General features: G+C 47.9%; 14 protein-coding genes. 1 reads left to right on the top strand and 13 read right to left on the bottom strand.

Going from position 1 to position 18,956, the window contains the following annotated elements; genetic code table 11:
- A complete protein-coding gene (locus ACQW03_RS15460) occupies positions 1-1,524 on the top strand; it encodes a DHA2 family efflux MFS transporter permease subunit (protein ID WP_220030207.1) in 1,524 nt (507 codons plus the stop codon).
- Between the two features lie 146 nt (positions 1,525-1,670).
- Here the strand turns inward: ACQW03_RS15460 and ACQW03_RS15455 are convergent, their stop codons facing one another.
- From ACQW03_RS15455 to ACQW03_RS15395, 13 genes are all read right to left on the bottom strand, one after another.
- Positions 1,671-3,653, bottom strand: coding sequence for a heavy metal translocating P-type ATPase (locus ACQW03_RS15455; RefSeq protein ID WP_441952408.1), 1,983 nt, complete (start codon positions 3,651-3,653; stop codon positions 1,671-1,673).
- Positions 3,654-3,727: 74 nt separating this feature from the next.
- Positions 3,728-3,925, bottom strand: coding sequence for a hypothetical protein (locus ACQW03_RS15450; protein ID WP_441950475.1), 198 nt, complete (start codon positions 3,923-3,925; stop codon positions 3,728-3,730).
- A gap of 157 nt (positions 3,926-4,082) precedes the next feature.
- Positions 4,083-5,534, bottom strand: coding sequence for a PEP-utilizing protein (locus tag ACQW03_RS15445; protein WP_441950473.1), 1,452 nt, complete (start codon positions 5,532-5,534; stop codon positions 4,083-4,085).
- A gap of 304 nt (positions 5,535-5,838) precedes the next feature.
- Positions 5,839-8,280, bottom strand: a complete 2,442-nt coding sequence (locus ACQW03_RS15440; protein ID WP_441950471.1) for a heavy metal translocating P-type ATPase — start codon at positions 8,278-8,280, stop codon at positions 5,839-5,841.
- Positions 8,281-8,468: 188 nt separating this feature from the next.
- Positions 8,469-8,837: an ArsR/SmtB family transcription factor gene (locus tag ACQW03_RS15435; protein ID WP_007432172.1), complete on the bottom strand. Its 369-nt coding sequence runs from the start codon at positions 8,835-8,837 to the stop codon at positions 8,469-8,471.
- 158 nt (positions 8,838-8,995) lie between these two features.
- Positions 8,996-10,117: an NADH:flavin oxidoreductase gene (locus ACQW03_RS15430; protein WP_071643002.1), complete on the bottom strand. Its 1,122-nt coding sequence runs from the start codon at positions 10,115-10,117 to the stop codon at positions 8,996-8,998.
- A 203-nt stretch (positions 10,118-10,320) separates the two neighbouring features.
- A complete protein-coding gene (cyoD, locus tag ACQW03_RS15425) occupies positions 10,321-10,656 on the bottom strand; it encodes a cytochrome o ubiquinol oxidase subunit IV (RefSeq protein ID WP_013311980.1) in 336 nt (111 codons plus the stop codon).
- Complete coding sequence (gene cyoC, locus ACQW03_RS15420) at positions 10,657-11,265, bottom strand: cytochrome o ubiquinol oxidase subunit III (RefSeq protein WP_071643004.1); 609 nt, start codon at positions 11,263-11,265, stop codon at positions 10,657-10,659.
- On the bottom strand, positions 11,265-13,241 hold the full coding sequence (locus ACQW03_RS15415) for a cbb3-type cytochrome c oxidase subunit I (protein ID WP_013311982.1): 1,977 nt from the start codon (positions 13,239-13,241) through the stop codon (positions 11,265-11,267). Before ACQW03_RS15415 ends, cyoC begins: the two co-directional genes overlap by 1 nt.
- Before the next feature lie 25 nt (positions 13,242-13,266).
- Positions 13,267-14,250, bottom strand: coding sequence for a ubiquinol oxidase subunit II (gene cyoA / locus ACQW03_RS15410; protein WP_071643006.1), 984 nt, complete (start codon positions 14,248-14,250; stop codon positions 13,267-13,269).
- A gap of 344 nt (positions 14,251-14,594) precedes the next feature.
- The gene (locus tag ACQW03_RS15405) at positions 14,595-14,843 is read right to left on the bottom strand and encodes a hypothetical protein (RefSeq protein WP_441950466.1); all 249 of its coding nucleotides are present in this window, start codon (positions 14,841-14,843) and stop codon (positions 14,595-14,597) included.
- A 224-nt stretch (positions 14,844-15,067) separates the two neighbouring features.
- Positions 15,068-16,414 (bottom strand): GH1 family beta-glucosidase, encoded by a 1,347-nt coding sequence (locus ACQW03_RS15400; RefSeq protein WP_441950464.1) that lies wholly within the window; start codon positions 16,412-16,414, stop codon positions 15,068-15,070.
- On the bottom strand, positions 16,411-18,891 hold the full coding sequence (locus ACQW03_RS15395) for a glycoside hydrolase family 95 protein (protein WP_441950462.1): 2,481 nt from the start codon (positions 18,889-18,891) through the stop codon (positions 16,411-16,413). The genes ACQW03_RS15400 and ACQW03_RS15395 overlap by 4 nt, the downstream gene beginning before the upstream one ends.
- Positions 18,892-18,956 lie beyond the last annotated feature (65 nt).

Raw genomic sequence — 18,956 nt, 5'->3', positions numbered from 1 at the left:
ATGGATCAAAAAATGTCCGTCGGACGTATTCTGTCCGTGCTGCTGCTAGGCGCCTTCATTTCGATTTTGAATCAAACGCTGCTTAACGTGGCCATTCCACACTTGATGAATGATTTCAATGTATCTGCAACGACTGTTCAATGGCTATCCACCGGATATATGCTAACCAACGGGATTTTGATTCCAATCACCGCTTTTCTGATTGAGTCATTCGGAACACGTGCGCTGTTCATATCCGCGATGGGGTTATTTACTGCCGGGTCTGTCGTCTGTGCTGCCAGTACCGGCTTTGCGCCTATGCTGGTTGGACGCGTTATCCAGGCCAGCGGAGCGGGCATCATCATGCCTGTGGTCATGAACGTGTTCCTGACTGTGTTTCCTCCGGAAAAACGGGGCGCTGCCATGGGTACCATGGGAATCGCCATGATGTTTGCCCCGGCGATTGGACCGACTTTATCCGGCTATATTGTGGAGCATTACAGCTGGCGGCTGCTATTTTTACTTGTTATTCCGCTGGCGGTCATTGATATTCTGTTTGCCATACGCTGGCTAAAAAATGTATCCAAGCTAACAAAACCTAACTTTGACCTGTTGGGAACCATCTTCTCCACCCTTGGGTTTGGCTTTCTGCTCTATGGCTTTAGTTCGGCTGGAGACAAAGGCTGGAGTAGCAATACGGTAATACTTACACTCGCTGCCGGGGTTGTGTTTATTGTAATGTTTATCGTGCGTGAGCTGAACATGATACAGCCGATGCTGGAGTTCCGTGTATTTAAATATGATATTTTCACCGTATCGACCTTAGTCGGGGCTACCGTCAACATGACAATGTTCGGCGGGATGCTGCTGCTGCCGATCTATTTGCAAAATATACGCGGTTTTACACCGCTGCAATCCGGTCTGTTGCTGTTGCCGGGTGCACTGCTGATGGGTGTGATGTCACCGATATCAGGGGCAGTATTTGACCGTATAGGCGCAAGGCCGTTGGCGATCATTGGATTGATCATTACGGCAGTCACGACATGGGAATTCAGTCTGCTGACCGATGCCACCACCTACGGACATATTATGATCATCTATACGATTCGCAGCTTCGGAATGTCATTGTTGATGATGTCCGTCCAGACGGAAGGGTTAAACCAGCTGCCTCCCCATCTCGGCAGCCATGGTACAGCCATGTCCAATACAGTGCGGCAAATTGCTGGGTCTATCGGTACCGCTTGGCTCATAACTGTGATGAGTAGCCGGTCCACGATTCATGTAGCAGATTATGCGAATGTCGCTACCACCGCCAATGTCCCTTTAACCGAAGGAGTAGCACAGTTGGGACAAACCCTCGCGCAAACGGCGGGCGTTTCAACAGAAAGTGGTTCAGCGTTGGCGCTACAACAGGTGTACCGAAGTGCTGTTACGGAATCGACGATCCATGGCATTAATGATGCCTTCATCATTGCTACAGGGATTGCACTAGCGGGGCTATTGTTTTCCTTGTTCTTGCGACGGTCTACGCCGCGCCGAAGATAGACGTACAGCGTTGGCGAACTAGAGGTATGAGATGAACTTGCCTTTCAGACAGATAGGCTGGTACTGTAAAAGAAGGAGCATTCACCCCCTTGGATTTTAAGAGGTATGAATGCTCCTTCCTGTTTGTCATCTTGTGATTATTAGTCCTATGACCGCAATAAGCGCAGGCCATTCAAAATGACAAGTAATGTGCTGCCTTCATGCCCAATCACCCCAAATGGCAGGGCTATATCTTGCACAAAGTTGCTGATCACAAGCAGCAAAATGACACTTACCGCGAAGATCATATTTTGTTTGACCACCCGCTGCGCCTTGCGCGCCAGTGCTATCGTCGGAGCGATCTCCTCGATTCCATCGTTCATCAATACCACGTCAGCGACCTCTAGCGCTGCTCCGCTGCCATGCATCCCCATGCCTAGTCCTACGGTTGCCGCAGTCAACGCTGGAGCGTCATTCACACCGTCGCCGACCATGACGACATGCCCGTACTGCTCCCGCAGCATGCGAATATGGCTGACTTTGTCCTCCGGCATTAAGCCAGCATATACGGCGTCGACTCCAGCCTGCTCCGCGATCACAGCAGCCGTTTCTGGGCGGTCTCCGGTCAGCATGACGACCCGGATCCCCTGAGCTTGCAGGCGTTTCACGGACTCTTGGGCCTGCGGACGCAGCTCGTCGCGTAGTGCCAGCATCCCGGCAATCCGATCATCCGCGAGGATAATGGACACGGTCTTGCCCTCAGCTTCCAGTCGGGCCCGACTCTCCATCCACTGTGGCTCTGCCAGAGGACCAGATCCATCCAGTACATTTGTACGACCGATTTTCCACTTCACCCCGCCTATGATGCCTTCCATCCCCCATCCGGTGAGTGCCTGCACTTGCTCGGCTGTGAGAAGCTCTCTCTGTCCCAATTCAGCTTCGGCTTTGGCTACAATTGCTCGCGCCAGCGGATGCAAAGAATAACTTTCAATTGTAGCGACAATGTGCAGTAGCTCATCGGCATCGTATTCTGCGGCGGTAATCCAATCCGTGACGACAGGTGATCCCATCGTTAACGTGCCTGTTTTGTCAAAAGCAACAACAGAAGTCGATGCCATATTCTCCACATGTGCACCACCTTTGAACAGGATGCCCCGTCGGGCACGGTTAGAAATGGCCGATAGCATCACTGGCATAATGGATGACACGAGCGCACAGGGTGAGGCCACGACGAGGAACACCATAGCCTTGTAGAACGCTGCTGCCCACGTCCAGCCTAATGCTATAGGTGCACCAGCAATGACGATCAGCGTGACAGCAACAACAATTCGGGCGTACACCGATTCGAACGTTTTAATAAACCGCTGGGAATCGGGAACTTCGGTCTGGGCCTCTTCCACCATACGAATGATTTTTGAAAATAAAGTGTCCTCCGAGGACTGACTAACCTCTACATATAGCACACCTTCCCCATTAATGGTGCCAGCATATACTTCGTCACCTTCCACCTTATTTACCGGAACAGATTCCCCGGTAATAGATGCCTGATTCACTGCCGAAACGCCCTTGGAGATTCGGCCGTCGGCCGGAATCAGTTCGCCCGGCTTCACCAGCAGCAGGTCGCCTGGCAACAGCTGCTCAATGCCGACCGTTTCCGTCCCCTCGCGAGACAAGCGCAAAGCCGTTTCCGGCTTCAACGCCATAAGCTCAGAAATATCCTTACTACTACGCTCGGTGGTATAGCTCTCCAGCGCACCGCTGAGTGCAAAAATAAAGATCAGCATGGCTCCTTCATTCCAATAGCCAATGGCCGCAGCTCCTAGGGAGGCAGAGATCATGAGCAGATTAACATCCAGATCATGTTCTCGGATCAGTGTTTCGACCCCTTCTCTGGCTTTGGACCAGCCCCCAAGGGCATAAGACACCACATACAGAATGACCGATAGCCATTGCCACCAATGTGAAATCCCCCATGCCATTAGCATTAGCAATCCACTACCTAGAGCAGCTTGCATCTCCTTGTTTTTCAGCATGCTTTTAAGCTGAAATTGCGGCTTGCGATTCGGACCGGGTCGTCCGCTGCCACTGTTTTTTGAAAGGGTTCGGTTAGAGGAAGACAATGTATCTTGTAATCGTTGAGCAGCTTGCATCATGTCACGTTCCTTTCCATATTTTGTTCCTTGTACTAGCATCTCATTGAGAATGATATCCATTGTTAAGTGCCTTAAAATAGCACATGCTGCTTCGGGAAGCCCGAAGCAGCATGTTTGGCAATGAGAATGATAATCATTTTTGCATCTATACAATTATTTTGGTTTAGCAAAACTTTTGTTTTATTATATACCTTTTCTTTTCCACTTGTAAACCAGTAATGGCCTAAATAAAAAAAGATACCCGCGCAAACACCGCAGGTATCCTCCATATTTAAAGCATCCTATTCAGGATTTGCAAAATTCAATTCCCGTCGCTCCAAAGTGCAAGATATAGACGAACTAGACCATTTAGATCTATATATTGTTCATTGAAAGTCGCTTATTGGATTTTTGCAAAATCCTCTATTACAAGAATTCGGGTTATCTTCAGGCTAAAGGAAACTTCCACGCATGGTTGTGTGCAGTTCCTGAAGTGTGCTGACGATCTGCGGGCTGTTGCAGTTCCAAACGCGCAGCCGCAAGGCGTGCAGCGGGAACTGCTGTGTCCGAGCAAATGACCCCCGTCAGCTCATTCTCCCAAATCGAAATCCCATCTAGAGACTGGTTAATTTCATCTATTGCTACCCATAAAGGAAGCTCGGGCTTTACACGCCGAACAGCCTCCATAATGCATTTTATCGTATCACTAGTATTCACATGACCATCGACACCGGATGGAATCAACTGATTCTCAGCCCTAATGTCATCGGATGGAGTTGGTATGACTTCTAAAATGATCGTATCGGAAAAACGTGCCAGATCTGCAGCTTGAGCCACCTGCTTGATCTGTCGCGCACCCACTTCGGACATGTTATTGGGGTTGGCTGACTCCCCCGACCGTGCGGCTGGCCTGTTCCCTGTTTGGCTTACGTTAGGCACCAAAGATGGATCAACTGTCAAAAGCACGCCTACCCGATATGGAATACACCGAAGACGTCCGCATAAGGTCTGCTCCGCAACGCCGTCAATCCAGTCTCGGGTTGCCCGGAATTCGTCCACGTCAGCCGGATTGCGCACTATAATCTCCAGATTGGGTTCTCCCCCCTGCCGCACGCTCCGCAACGCCGCACGCAGTAATGCCTCCAGCTGCATATCTTGCAGGCTTCCAATACCCACTGCATTATTCTGCTCAATTAGGGCTATAGTGAGTGGTGATCCGTTCAAAGACTCGAATAAGCCTTCATATTCTGTTTCCAGCAAACTAATAATTCGGCGAGACAAATGCTCACACAATCCAGGCAGGCCAGATGCCTGGTTAAAGGTTTTGTACGTGTCAGATGCACGTGAACCGGGAATAAGGATGGGATCGGGCTCCCCGTCAGGGGCATGAATCGTCTGTCCAGACTCTGCTACCTCCAGATAGGCATAGCATAATTCTCCCACGCGGCCAGATGCCTGTGACAAGGGACCATGCAGAAGACTATAACCGTCAAAACTGCTTATTTCTGATGCTGTCTCTGTACTTATGCGACTCAAACTTGCAGGAGCATCGGCATAAATCCGTATGGAGGTGCGCCTGTATTCATCGCTCCATTTTAGGAGTGTGCCCATTGCTTCCCCAATATCGTTGCCGTTATTCAGCATCGTTTCCCAAAGTAATGCCGGATTCGCAGCCATCAAAGCCTCCGCTCGACTGATTACGCCCTGCTCAGCTAAACCAACCAGCCAGCCCAACGGATCTTCCTCCTGCGTAGCAGATACTTCATGGATGCCTGCCCTTAGCGTCTCCATAGCCAATCTCTGTGCAGCAGCCTCCGTACCCGACTCTGGAACTTTGAGATCCCGGCTATTTTTGCCAACCAACAGCTCTGCGAATACATGCATCAGTTTAGCCTCCATGCCATTAATCCATCCTTTCTTCCGTCAGCAAGTTGGCACACACGAATTCGAGTACCCCTCCAAACAAAGAAAACGCTTACTCATTATGGAGCAACCGAATCTTACATGGGCCTTACCTGTAAAGCCCCTACCTTAACGTATTAGGCACGCCACACATTTATACATTTCGGCACAACCACCCTACATCCCAAAATAAATCTCTGTACTGCTGGCACAAGACCACTCGAAAAAGGAACCTATAAAATAAACACCCCCGGTCTTCACAGGATGCCTACATCCGATGTTACCCGAGGGTGTTTATTATTTACTCGTAAGAACGAACCTTCAATACACGCATCACATTCAATACGGCTAGCAATGTTACACCTACATCGGAAAATACAGCCTCCCACATAGTAGCAATACCGAATGCTCCCAGCGTAAGAAACACAGTTTTGACACCTAGCGCAAATATAATGTTTTGCCATACGATACGACGTGTGCGCTTGGCGATATGGATCGCCGTAACCAGCCTTGAAGGCTCGTCGTTCATGATTACGATATCTGCCGCCTCAATCGCAGCATCCGATCCCAAACCGCCCATCGCTACACCGACATCTGCCAGCGCCAGTACGGGTGTATCATTAATCCCATCGCCTACGAACAAAATTTTGTCGCTCGTTTTTTTACTTGCGGACAACTGCTCGATGGCTTCAGCTTTGTGCTGAGGTAACAGCTCTGCCCGTACTTCATCCATACCCAGCTGTCGTCCTACAGCCTCGGCAACTGTCCGATTGTCACCCGTCAGCATGATGGTTTTCACCACACCCAACTTTTTCAGTGAAGCAACCGTTTGGGCTGCGTCTTCCTTAACCTCATCTGAAATCAGAATGCACCCAGCATACGTTCCGTCTACAGCCACATGTACGACCGTTCCTTCATCCAGCGTCCCTGCTTGCTGCGCCGTGTTAAAAGCCACATGCTCCCGCTCCATCAGCTTGGCGTTCCCGGCCGATACCAGACGACCATCTATTTGTGCCTGAATCCCGTGACCGGATATTTCACTATATTGCAGAACCCGGTCTGCTCTGAGCTCTTTACCATAGGATTCACGCAAAGACGTAGCAATAGGGTGTGTGGAATGCAGCTCCGCCAAAGCGGCGGTTTCGAGCAGGGTTTCGTTTGTATAATCTCCGGCAGGATAAATCCCTGTTACACGGAAAACACCCTTGGTGAGTGTACCTGTTTTATCAAAAACAGCGTATTTCACATGATTCAGAGCTTCAAGATAGTTCCCGCCCTTGATCAGAATACCTGAACGGGAGGCTGCACCGATTCCCCCAAAGAAGCCCAGTGGAATGGATACCACTAGTGCACAAGGACAAGAAATAACGAGGAAAACAAGCGCACGATATATCCAATCTGCAAATTGTGCACCTGGCACAGCAAGCGGTGGAACAACCGCCAACAACAGCGCTACAATAACCACTACTGGAGTATAGTATCTGGAAAATTTCGTGATAAACTTTTCAGTCGGCGCTTTTTTGGCACTCGCATTTTGCACTAATTCCAAAATTTTAGAGACCGCAGATTCACTAAATTCTTTGCTAACCTCTACCGTTAGAAGTCCGTTCGTATTGATAAATCCACTCAACACACTGCTTCCCGGCTCTACAGTACGAGGCACCGATTCACCAGTCAACGCAGAGGTATCCACATGCGATTTACCATCTATAACCTTACCGTCCAGCGGGATCTTCTCGCCCGGCTTAATTACAATCAAATCCCCAATGCGAACGTCTTCTGGGGACACTCTCCGTACGGACTCAGCCGTCTTCAGGTTGGCATAGTCTGGTCTAATATCCATCAGATCACTGATGGATTTACGTGAACGGTTAACTGCAATGCCTTGAAACAGCTCTCCGATTTGATAAAAGAACATGACAGCTACGCCTTCCGGGTATTCCCCAATCGCAAATGCACCCACAGTAGCCAGCGTCATCAGGAAGTATTCGTCAAAGGCCATTCCACGCACCAGACTGCGTGCAGCCTGCAAGACAACATCACCGCCAACGATGATATATGCCAATAAAAATAGGGCCAGCTTGCCTACGCCTTCGACTGGTAACCACCAGGCAACAGCCGCAATGACCGCACCAAAAGCCAAACGCGCAATCATGCGGCGCATACCGTCCGTACCGTGATCATGCGTATGCCCAGCGTGGCTATCATCTCCATGAGAATGTGAATGAGCGTGGGTGGCTTCACCATGTTCGTGCTCTGCATGGTGGTTGTGATGCTCGTGTGCATGATCGCCGTGGTCGTGTCCATCGTGCGTGTGGGCTTGCTTATTATGTGCTCCATGATGATGACCAGCGTGGCTGTGAGCCGCATGTTGCCCGATCTCGTGTGTATGCCCTTCACCTTTACCATCATGCTCATGACTGCATGCACAATCCTCTGTGCTGTCTGACTGTACTGCACCAGCATTGCTTCGGCTGTCTTCACGCAGACGACCACGGGCACTTTTTACCACCATCCGAACATGTGGCTCAAGTCTGTGAACCTTCCGTTCCGTCTGGCGAAAAACCTCTTCTTTTTGATCCGAACTTGTGGTCATCGTCAACGTTTTCGTAACAAAATTGACCGAGCAATCCAGGACCCCTTCTATTTTACTGACTCCATTTTCAATCTTGAGAGCACAGTTGGCGCAATCCAAACCTTCCAAAATCCATTCATGCCGTTCCGTTCTTTTTAGAGCATCCATAATCATTGGCCTCCAATTAACTATATATGAGCAACTGTTCATATATTATTTGTTAAGGTCATTATATTCAGGATCAGGGTCAAAAGTCAATGACTCTAGCCCTTTTTAACAAAAAAATCGCCTTTAACGGACAAACGTCAAAAGAGCGCCAATCACTTGGCGCCCTACTGTTGTTTTATTCCAAAAAATCATTGATGTGATATGTGCTGATGGGTTTGCAAAAAGATCTGCTCCACATGATTATCATCCAGTGAATAAAACACCGTCTTGCCTTCCTTGCGTCGTTTGACAATACGCAGGTTGCGCAAATAACGAAGCTGGTGGGATACCGCAGATTGCCCCATGTTCAACACCTGGGTCAGATCATGAACACACAATTCTTTTTGTGCCAGGGCATAAATCAACTTGATTCGTGTCGGGTCACCCAGTGCTTTAAACAGCTCCGACATTTTGTATGCGATGGAATCCTCAACAAGGGAAGATTTTATGCGCTCGATTTCCTGATCTGAACCGTGACAAGCCGGCTCGCAATCCAAAGCTTCCGTTTCAGAATTCATCCTTTTCACCCCGTGTATTTCGACTTGATGCTTCTATTATAGCAAATTCGTAGAGTTTACGAATAGCTTATATTACAGCTTGCCCTGCAACAGAAAACTTCCAAGTCTCAATGCTTGCCTAACGCTTTAGCTTTACACTACTTAGAGCTTAATAAAGCTTAATTCAACGTTTTTAATACTTCATCACTGTAAGGAATAATTTCATTTATTTGTTGATCACGTAACTTCACCGCAAACGCTGGATCAACCAACAAAGCACGCCCAACCGCAACCAGATCAGCTTCCTCTCGTTCTACTTGCCCCACGAGTTGTTCTAATCTTGCCTCTACATTACTGGATTGATCGGTTTGACGATTATTATTTTCCAAATCACTCAAAAAGGCCTTCTCCAAACCAATCGAGCCTACAGTAATCACTGGCTTGCCTGTTATCTTTTTGGTCCAAGCTGCCAAATTTAGATCAGACCCTTCAAATTCCGGTTCCCAAAAACGGCGGCTTGAGCAATGGAATACATCCACCCCTGCCTTCACTAATGGAGTGAGAAACTGTTCAAGTTCCTGTGGTGTCTGTGCCAGCTTTTCTTCATAATGGTACATCTTCCACTGGGAGAATCGCAATACAATTGGGAAATTCGGCCCTACTGCACGACGACAAGCCTCAATGACCTCCACCGCAAACCGAGTACGCTGGACCAAATTGCCTCCGTATTGATCGGTACGCTTATTGGTTTTGTCCCAGAAAAATTGATCAATTAAATAGCCATGTGCTCCATGAAGCTCAATGCCGTCGAAGCCCACTCGCTGGGCATCGGCAGCGGCCTGAGCATAAGCGGAGATAATATCCGCAATCTCAGCCTCCGTCAATGGCTCAACCACCTTTTCGCCGGCGGGAGAAATTCCGGACGGACCGACAGGCAATGCCTCGGGATTCGGTTGATTATCTGCACCTATTTTACGAGCCGTACCCACATGCCAGAGCTGCGGTATAATCTTGCCACCTACCGCATGAACCTCCTCAACTACCTTGGCCCATCCCTCTAATCCCTCTCCATAAAAATTAGGAATACTTGTGTGCTCCACAGCTGCAGGATGATTAATAGCAGTGCCCTCCGTAATAATCAATCCAACTGCATTTTCCGCACGGCGACGATAATACGCGGCCACTTCAGGCCCTGGAATACCTTGAGGAGAAAAATTCCGTGTCATAGGCGCCATAACAATCCGATTGGGAAGAGATAAATTACCTGCCTTAAAAGGTTTAAACAGTAATTCTGTGTTCATTAATTTTTCCTCCGCTCTCCACTAGTATTATCGTTTTCACTCTACTGTTATACAATTCCATTTTACACATATGTAAACTTGAGTTCAAGAAGCCACAGTTTTAATTTTAATAAGCTACACAAAAAAAGAAGAAGCGGCTCTAAGTCCGCTTCCTCTTTCCTAATTCGTTTGTACATGAGTGATTTTGCAAAAATCCTGACTTATTAGTGTGCTACCATGTTGTATTCCATAATCCATACAGAGCCACCAACAACGGTCAACAGGATAACTACCCCGAAAATCAAAGTCATGACATTCCAGCGTGGTCCATTGCTCTCACGAATGTGCATGAAGAAGAAAAGCTGAACCAGAAATTGCAGCACTGCCGCGGCTAAAATAACAACCATGGTCGAAGTGCGGCTCAACATATGATTCATAACCACACCGAGAGGAATGATGGTCAGTACGATGGACAGAATAAACCCGATAACATAGGATTTCACTGAACCGTGAGAATCATCATGACCATGAGAACCCGCTCCTGTTTGATGCTGTGCCATCTACATCACCCCCATCAAATAGACGACTGTCAGCAAGAAGATCCAGACAGCGTCCAAAAAGTGCCAGTACAAGCTCAATGCCGAAACTTTCCCCTTCGTCTCTGGTGTAAGCCCGCGTTTTTTCAACTGGAACATGAGTCCAATCATCCAAACCAGACCTAACGAAACGTGAAGTCCGTGCGTTCCGACCAAAGTGAAGAATGCCGACAAGAACGCGCTGGTTCCAAAATTGGCTCCTTCGTGTACCAACTCAACAAACTCGTAAACCTCAAAACCGATAAAACCAAGACCCAGGATCGCCGTCACGATTAACCAGTTGATTAATCCCTTCATGCTTCCTTTGTTCATGGCCAACACAGCCAGACCACTTGTGAAGCTGCTCGTGAGCAAGAGGAACGTTTCAATAATAACGCCCGTCATGTTAAACAGCTCTGCGCCACCCGGTCCTCCGGCTGTGTTGTTCCGAAGGACGACGAAGGTTGCGAACAAGGTACTGAACAGGATTACGTCCGTTACAAGGAAGATCCAAAAACCAAGCATCTTCAATTCTTGCGGATCGTGATGCCCGTGGTCATGATCATGGCTTTGGTGTGCTGTAGCTTGTGCCATTATACAGACCCCCTTATTGCCGCTTCCGTGCGTTTTACTTCATCCGCAGGGATATAGTAGTCGCCATCATAGGAGAAGAACGAACGGCAAATCATACAAATTGCCACACCGATCAGCCCTGGAATATAGAAGAACGACCATCCGAATACGAATCCGAAACCTGCAATGAAAAAGAATACCGACATAATGAATGGAATTGCCGAGTTCTTCGGCATATGAATCGCTTCAATTGGCGGTTGCTTTCTGAAAATACCTTTTGCACGTTTATCTTTTTCTGCCCACCAGTCATCACGTTCTTCTACTTGTGGAATGGTAGCAAAATTGTATTCCGGTGCAGGTGAAGGAATCGACCATTCCAACGTATGGCCACCCCAAGGATCGCCTGTTGTATCCTTCAGCTTGCGGTAATTCTTGATGCCCAGAAGAATTTGAAGAACCTGGAACAAGAAACCAATCCCCATCAGGAATGCCCCAACGGTCGAAACGAGGTTAAGCGGCTGCCAGCCGGTATCCCAGCCATAAGTGCTCAGACGACGCGTCATCCCCATCAGACCGAGAGAATATTGCGGAATAAAACATACATAGAAACCGATGTTCCAGAACCAGAAAGCCCATTTACCAGGCGTTTCAGGTAATGTGAAACCGAACATTTTAGGCCACCAATAGTACAGACCTGCCAAGTAACCGAACACTACACCACCAATCAGAGCGGAGTGAAAGTGAGCGATCAGGAAGTAACTGTTATGGAACTGGAAGTCAGCAGGCGCTACAGACAACATGACGCCCGTCAAACCAGCAATCAAGAAGTTCGGAATAAAAGCAATTGACCACATCATAGGGGTCTTGAACGTAATCTTACCCCGATACATCGTGAACAACCAGTTAAATACTTTAACCCCTGTTGGTATTGCGATAACCATCGTCGAAATCGCAAAGAATGCATTAACATCTGCGCCTGATCCCATCGTGAAGAAGTGATGCGCCCAGGTGAAGAAGGACAAGATCGCAATAATGAACATGGCGTAAACCATCGACTTGTATCCAAACAATTTCTTTTTGGAGAATACACTGATGACCTCTGAATAAATACCGAAGGCAGGCAAAACTACAATGTATACCTCAGGGTGACCCCACATCCAGATCAAGTTGATATACATCATCGGGTTACCGCCAAAATCAAGCGTAAAGAAGTGTCCTCCTCCAAAGCGGTCAAGGAATAGCAAGGCTAAAGTAACCGTCAGAATTGGAAACGCGAAAATGATAATAACACATGACGAAAATACGGACCACGTAAAGACAGGCATTTTCATCCAAGTCATACCAGGTGCACGCATTTTAATGATAGTAACAATAAAGTTGATCCCCGTAGCCAATGAACCTATACCCGAAATCTGAATACCCCAGATATAGAAGTTCTGACCAACGCCGGGACTAAATTGCAGTTCTGAAAGCGGTGGATAACTCAACCAACCTGCATCTGGCGAACCACCGATAACGAAGGACAGGTTGAACAACATCGCTCCCATAAAGAAAAGCCAGAAGCTCAATGCGTTCAGGAAAGGGAACGCAACGTCGCGCGCACCAATTTGAAGTGGTACGGCAATGTTAAACAAACCAAACATCAACGGCATCGCCATAAACAGGATCATGATCGTGCCGTGAGTTGTGAAAATCTGGTTGTAATGCTCAGGATGCAGAAGTGTAACATCCGGTGTAGCCAGTTGAACACGCATCAATAATGCATCCACGCCTCCGCGGAATAACATCAAGATGGCCGCAAGAATATACATAATACCGACTTTTTTATGGTCAACAGTAGTCAACCAGTTTTTCCAAAGCCAGCCCCATTTTTTGAAATAAGTGAGCACAAACACGATCCCGATCGTCGCTAATGCGATGGAGACGTCCGCTCCATAGATCATCGGGTCTCCAGTAACGAAGAAAGTGGATGCAAACTCTTTTATTTTGTCAAGCATTGGGGGCCTCCTTCCCTATAATCATTTAATTGTGTCCGCTCATATTCATATGACTCATGTCCATTGCCGCATGATCTTCTGTGCCGGACTGAGAAGAACCTTCTGTGGATGTAGCTTCACCATGCCCAGCATGTGGGTTAGAAGCACCCTCCACTACATACTTGTTAACAATGTCTTTGAACAAGCCATCTGGAATCGAAGAATACTCATCAGGCTGGGACAAACCTGGTTTTGCAAGCGCCAAATAGCCGTCTTTCGTCAGCGGCTTAGACTGCTTCTTGATATCAGCGACCCAGTTTTTATACTCTTCATCCGACTGGACCTCTACATCAAAACGCATTTGTCCAAAATGCTCACCGCTAAAGTTTGCACCCGAACCAAAGTAAGTTCCTTCGTGATCGGCCTGCAAATGCAGTTTCATAGCCATGCCTGACATGGTGTAGATTTGTCCGCCCAATTGCGGAATCCAGAACGAGTTCATCGGTGCGTCAGCAGTCAGTTCAAAACGGACTGGAACACCTTTAGGAATGTGAACTTGGTTAACTGTAGCTATACCTTCCTCTGGGTACATAAAGAGCCATTTCCAGTCCAGTGAAGTCACTTGAATGGTTACTGGCTTTTGCGTACTTGCCAACGGCTTGGAAGGCTCCAGCAAGTAGGTATATCTTGCAGTAATGACCGCAATAATACAGATAACGATAATTGGAATAGCCCACCATGTAGTCTCCAGCTTTTTGCTGTCATCCCAGTGGGGTTGATACTTCACCTTGTTTGTCGGTGTATCACGATACCGCCAAATGATGAAGAAAGTCAAAATCATGACCGGTACAATTATTAGCGCAGACAATGCCGTTGTAAGAATGATCAGCTCTTTTTGTGCTTGCCCAATGGGTCCTTTCGGATCGAAAACAACGTATTTTCCGCCAGCATAAAAACACGTCCAAATGAGCAATGCTACCGTGAGCACGGTCAAAACCAACGCAATAATCGCTTTTGGTTTTTTGTTCATGTTGTTCCCCTCTCCTTAATAATAAATTACTCAACACTTTACGAACTCCTGTAATGTTGCCCCTATATAAGATAGCAGAAAAGTGGCCACTTTTTTTATTGTTAACAGAATTGTCGATTATTTGTCCGTTTTTTGTGAAAAACATCTCTAAAAATAAAATTTCTCTTGCAAATTCAAAATTTCTTATTAATACAAAGATGACATAATAAAAACGTTATTTGTATATCTTAAAGAAGTTATATTAAAGAAAAATGCGGGACTCCTTACAGTTATCATCCTACACTGCTCGAAGCCCCACATTGTTGTTTTCGGTATATATTTGCTTTAAATCATTTTTAAATTTATTAACTGCGGCCGTTTTCCTGGTCTTCCTTCTTGCGGGCAATGACAAATGATTTCCCAACCAGAAAAATAAAAATCCCGGCAACAACGCAGCCAATACCTGTCATTAAATATATATTTCGATCTGTTAAATTCCCTATATCAAGCAAAATAAGGATAATACCTGCAATACAGGCGATCCAAGCGATAACAGATACCGTCCGGCTCATTTGCCTGTCAGTTGATCCTGATTTCCTAAAATTTGCAGCCATACCCTCCACTCCCTTCGGTCTAAAATAATTTTTAGCGCCCTCGTCCGGTATTTTTGTCAGTATGCACATATCTTGCTTCTTTATTCCCTTTGGTCTCTACATACCTGAAACAACCCTCTGCATATCTTGACTATTATTACCCCGAAAGACCCAGTGTTCAAACAAAAGGGAGCAGAGACAGGCCTAAATCTGCCTTATTTACAAAACATCTCTTCGTTTATCGTTTAACGTCTGGTCTCCAACCAGTTATTACTTACTACATTTCGATACCAATAGTAACTATCCTTTGGGGTGCGGACCTGTGTGCGGAAATCGACATGAATCATGCCAAATCTCATATTATATCCCTCTGCCCACTCAAAATTGTCCATAAGTGACCATGCCATATATCCTTTGACATGAAGGCCATCATGAATAGCCCGGTGTACCTGCACCAAATGCTGCTGCATATACGAAATGCGACGGTCATCCTGAACCTTGCCATTCACGACATCATCGTTGATGCAAGCCCCATTCTCTGTGATATAAATATCGAGGTTACCGTATTTTTGCAAATAATGCAGTACCTCGTACAGCCCACGCGACTCCACTGGCCAGCCGATATCCGTTACAGGTAACCCCATATTGATTTCTTCAGATTGAAGAAAACCGGCTTCAGGATTAAAACGATTAACTGACATAGCATAGTAATTGATACCGATCATATCAATAGGCTCGCCGATAATATCCATATCCCCATCCTGAATAGGCACGGTGGCTCCCTGCTCCGCAAACCAGTCTACCAAAAACTGAGGATACGAGCCTTGATAAATAGGTTGAAGAAACCAGTCACTGTGCAGGGAAATGGTGCGCGCACAAGCGGCTTTATCTTCCTCAGATGTGCTGTAAGGAACAGCCCAGGAGACATTGGGAGCGATACCGATCTGACCACTGGTGCCCAGCTCGCGGAAACGGCGCACAGAAAGACCATGCGCAACTAGTAGATGATGTCCTACATCAATGGCTGTCTGAAGATTTGTCAGACCCGGGGCATGAACACCCAGCATATTGGATAAAAAGGCGATGCACCACGGTTCATTGAATGTTAGCCAATGGTGTATTTTACCGTGAAACTCGCGGAACATCGTTTCTGCAAACTGGACAAATGCTTGAATCGTGCGACGATTCTCCCAGCCTCCAGCATCCTGAAGCGCTTGAGGCAGATCCCAATGGTACAGTGTACAAAACGGTTCAATCCCATTTTCGTTCAACAAATCGACTACGCGATGATAATAGTCCAATCCTTCCTGATTGACTTCACCGTCACCATTTGGAAATATACGCGGCCAGGACACTGAAAAACGGTATGTACGAATGCCCAGCTCCTTCATTAGGCGGATATCTTCCTCGTAGCGATGATAGCTGTCACAAGCTACATTGCCATTATCACCGTTGAATACTTTGCCAGGCGTATGGGCAAAGGTATCCCAGATCGATAAACCTCTCCCATCCTCCTCATATGCTCCCTCGATTTGATAGGCTGCCGTCGCGGTCCCCCACATAAAGTCCTGCGGAAATTGAAAAATGGTCATATTGTCTCTTCCTCTCCTTCAATTATAATCGTATGTCCGTTCGTTATTTCCTGCTCTTTGGTAAAAATCCATGACAAAATGAATCCTCCGTGCTCAGGATCAGGCAGAGCCTGACGAGCATCTGCACTAAACGGATGTGCGCTCCGAATCGTGCAGCTTCCTGCTGAGATGGATGTGACCAGTTCAGCGCGGACAAGCCGGGAACCGGACCATTCCATGCCGACCGTCATCCCGCCATGTCCCTTCAATCCACTAACCCGTCCCTCCGGCCATGCCGTAGGCAGGGCAGGCAGTAACGTCAGCTCTCCCGGACGGCTTTGTAGCAGCATTTCTGCGATCCCCGCCGTCGCACCAAAATTACCGTCGATCTGAAAAGGCGGGTGAGCATCAAATAAATTAGGATAGGTCGATCGCGACAGCAACGTGCGAACATACCGATGTGCGGCGTCGCCATCTTCCAGCCGAGCGTACAGGTTAATTAACCAGGCACAGCTCCATCCGGTATGCCCACCACCGTGATCAAGCCGTCGACGCAGTGATATGCGGGCCGCCTCAGCCAGTTCCGGGGTATCACGGATGTGAATTTGTCGACCGGGATATAACCCATATAGATGCGAAACATGTCGATGTCCAGGCTCCGCTTCCTCAAAATCGACAAACCATTCCTGTAACTGACCGTGACGGCCAATTTGATAGGGCATCAACCTGTCCCGTGTCTCCTCGCAGCGGGTGCGGAACTCATCGTCTAATTCCAGCTGGTCTGCAGCTTGAATACAGTTACTCAACAGCTCCCGAATCAGCGTCATATCCATGGTGGAGCCCATAGATATACTGCAATCCTCGCCGTCTGGCGTTTTGAATTTATTTTCAGGTGATGTGGATGGGGACGTCACAAGCTGACCCTCCGGGCCTTCCACGAGCCAGTCCATGCAAAAGGCTGCCGCCCCCTTCATGAGGGGATAAGCTTGTTCTGCCAGATAGGCTGTATCCAGGGTAAACAGATAGCGCTCCCATAGGTGAGCAGTTAGCCATACACCCCCAAGCGGCCAAAACGCCCAACTGGCATGGCCCCCTGAAGGTCCCGCGTATCTCCACACATCTACATTGTGATGAGCTGCCCATCCTTGAGTACCATAATTGATGGAGGCTACCCTCCGGCCTGTACGGGCAACTTCTCCAATCATGTGCAGCAATGGTTCATGGCACTCGGCAAGATTGCATACCTCTGCGGGCCAATAGTTCATCTGAGTATTAATATTGGTTGTATAATTACTGTTCCACGGCGGCTGCACCTGGTCATTCCAGATGCCCTGAAGATTGGCAGGCTGACTCCCCGGACGCGAGCTGCCCATGAGCAAATAGCGGCCATACTGAAATAACAGCACCTCCAGCCCCGGGTCGGCCTGACCTTTCTGATAACGTTCTAATCGCAGATCGGTCGGTAGAACGCAGTCGTCGGTTAGAGTATCACCTCCCAGTTCTAATGCAACGCGGTCAAACAGCTTACGATGATCCTGTTCATGGCGTTGCCGCAGCTGCTCACTTCCCTGCGAAATTGCTCCGTCTAAAATGACTTGACATGCTTCTGCTGATTCCGTTGCATCACTATTCGGCATAGCGTGAAATCCCTTAAATCCGGTAGTTGCTGCCAAATACACCGTGATTTTATCCGCTCCCGAGATGATCAGTTCTCCATCAACACCCTCCGTCAAGGTTCCTCCCTCGGGAATAACCCTCGCCTGAACTGCAAAAGCCATCCCCAAATTATTTTCATAAACGACAGACTGTGGATGATCGCCGTGATAACTAGATTCCACATGACTGGGCGCTCGTCCAGTCAACGTAATAAAGTCTCCGGACGGCTCCTCGGAAGGATCGTCCTCCTTATCGCTATCCCATTTGGATGAATCACCAAAATGTATATCCTCTCCAACCTCGTCTTCACAAGGATGGAGGGAAGTGATGCGCACGGATGCATGGATCTTCCCAAGCTTATTCGCAGTCAGTGACACCATAATGACTCCATCTGGCGCACTGGCGATAACTTCACGGGTATAGCAGACTCCATCACTCTGAAAAGTGACCGCTGCCGTTCCGGTCAGCAAATCCAGTTCCCGTTCATAATGCGCAATTTCCCCTAGGCCCTCCTGCGTAATCCACAAATCTCCCAAAGGCTGATAGGCTTCCGTATCGCGACCTAGCATATTCGCATTAATCAGTTGTTCCGCTTCCTTGTATTTTCCATCTGCAATCAGCTTTCTGACAGGCTGCAAATATCGCAATGCATCATACTGAACACCGTCTCTGGGAAATCCGGACCAGAGCGTATCCTCGTTTAATTGCAAATGCTCCTCTCTGATTCCGCCAAATACCATAGCTCCCAGCCGTCCATTGCCGACCGGCAATGCCTCCTCCCATACCTCAGCAGGCTGGCGATACCATAAACGCAGGGACTGTGATCTTTCGCCTTTCGTCATATCAAACCCTCCCTATCAAGATCAACAGAGCGCTAATCCCATATGGACCACAAGGACAAGCGCTC

It is taken from the genome of Paenibacillus sp. DRB1-1 (genome assembly GCF_052119485.1).
GTDB lineage: Bacteria > Bacillota > Bacilli > Paenibacillales > Paenibacillaceae > Paenibacillus > Paenibacillus polymyxa_B.
The sequence above is the reverse complement of the archived record's forward strand: the minus strand, read 5'-3'. Positions and strand labels throughout refer to the sequence as shown.

Excerpts from the sequence above, each read along its gene's own strand:
- ACQW03_RS15460 (WP_220030207.1), top strand. The coding sequence starts at position 1 with ATGGATCAAAAAATGTCCGTCGGACGTATTCTGTCCGTGCTGCTGCTA.
- ACQW03_RS15455 (WP_441952408.1), bottom strand. The coding sequence starts at position 3,653 with ATGCAAGCTGCTCAACGATTACAAGATACATTGTCTTCCTCTAACCGA.
- ACQW03_RS15450 (WP_441950475.1), bottom strand. The coding sequence starts at position 3,925 with ATGGAGGATACCTGCGGTGTTTGCGCGGGTATCTTTTTTTATTTAGGC.
- ACQW03_RS15445 (WP_441950473.1), bottom strand. The coding sequence starts at position 5,534 with ATGGAGGCTAAACTGATGCATGTATTCGCAGAGCTGTTGGTTGGCAAA.
- ACQW03_RS15440 (WP_441950471.1), bottom strand. The coding sequence starts at position 8,280 with ATGGATGCTCTAAAAAGAACGGAACGGCATGAATGGATTTTGGAAGGT.
- ACQW03_RS15435 (WP_007432172.1), bottom strand. The coding sequence starts at position 8,837 with ATGAATTCTGAAACGGAAGCTTTGGATTGCGAGCCGGCTTGTCACGGT.
- ACQW03_RS15430 (WP_071643002.1), bottom strand. The coding sequence starts at position 10,117 with ATGAACACAGAATTACTGTTTAAACCTTTTAAGGCAGGTAATTTATCT.
- cyoD (WP_013311980.1), bottom strand. The coding sequence starts at position 10,656 with ATGGCACAGCATCAAACAGGAGCGGGTTCTCATGGTCATGATGATTCT.
- cyoC (WP_071643004.1), bottom strand. The coding sequence starts at position 11,265 with ATGGCACAAGCTACAGCACACCAAAGCCATGATCATGACCACGGGCAT.
- ACQW03_RS15415 (WP_013311982.1), bottom strand. The coding sequence starts at position 13,241 with ATGCTTGACAAAATAAAAGAGTTTGCATCCACTTTCTTCGTTACTGGA.
- cyoA (WP_071643006.1), bottom strand. The coding sequence starts at position 14,250 with ATGAACAAAAAACCAAAAGCGATTATTGCGTTGGTTTTGACCGTGCTC.
- ACQW03_RS15405 (WP_441950466.1), bottom strand. The coding sequence starts at position 14,843 with ATGGCTGCAAATTTTAGGAAATCAGGATCAACTGACAGGCAAATGAGC.
- ACQW03_RS15400 (WP_441950464.1), bottom strand. The coding sequence starts at position 16,414 with ATGACCATTTTTCAATTTCCGCAGGACTTTATGTGGGGGACCGCGACG.
- ACQW03_RS15395 (WP_441950462.1), bottom strand. The coding sequence starts at position 18,891 with ATGACGAAAGGCGAAAGATCACAGTCCCTGCGTTTATGGTATCGCCAG.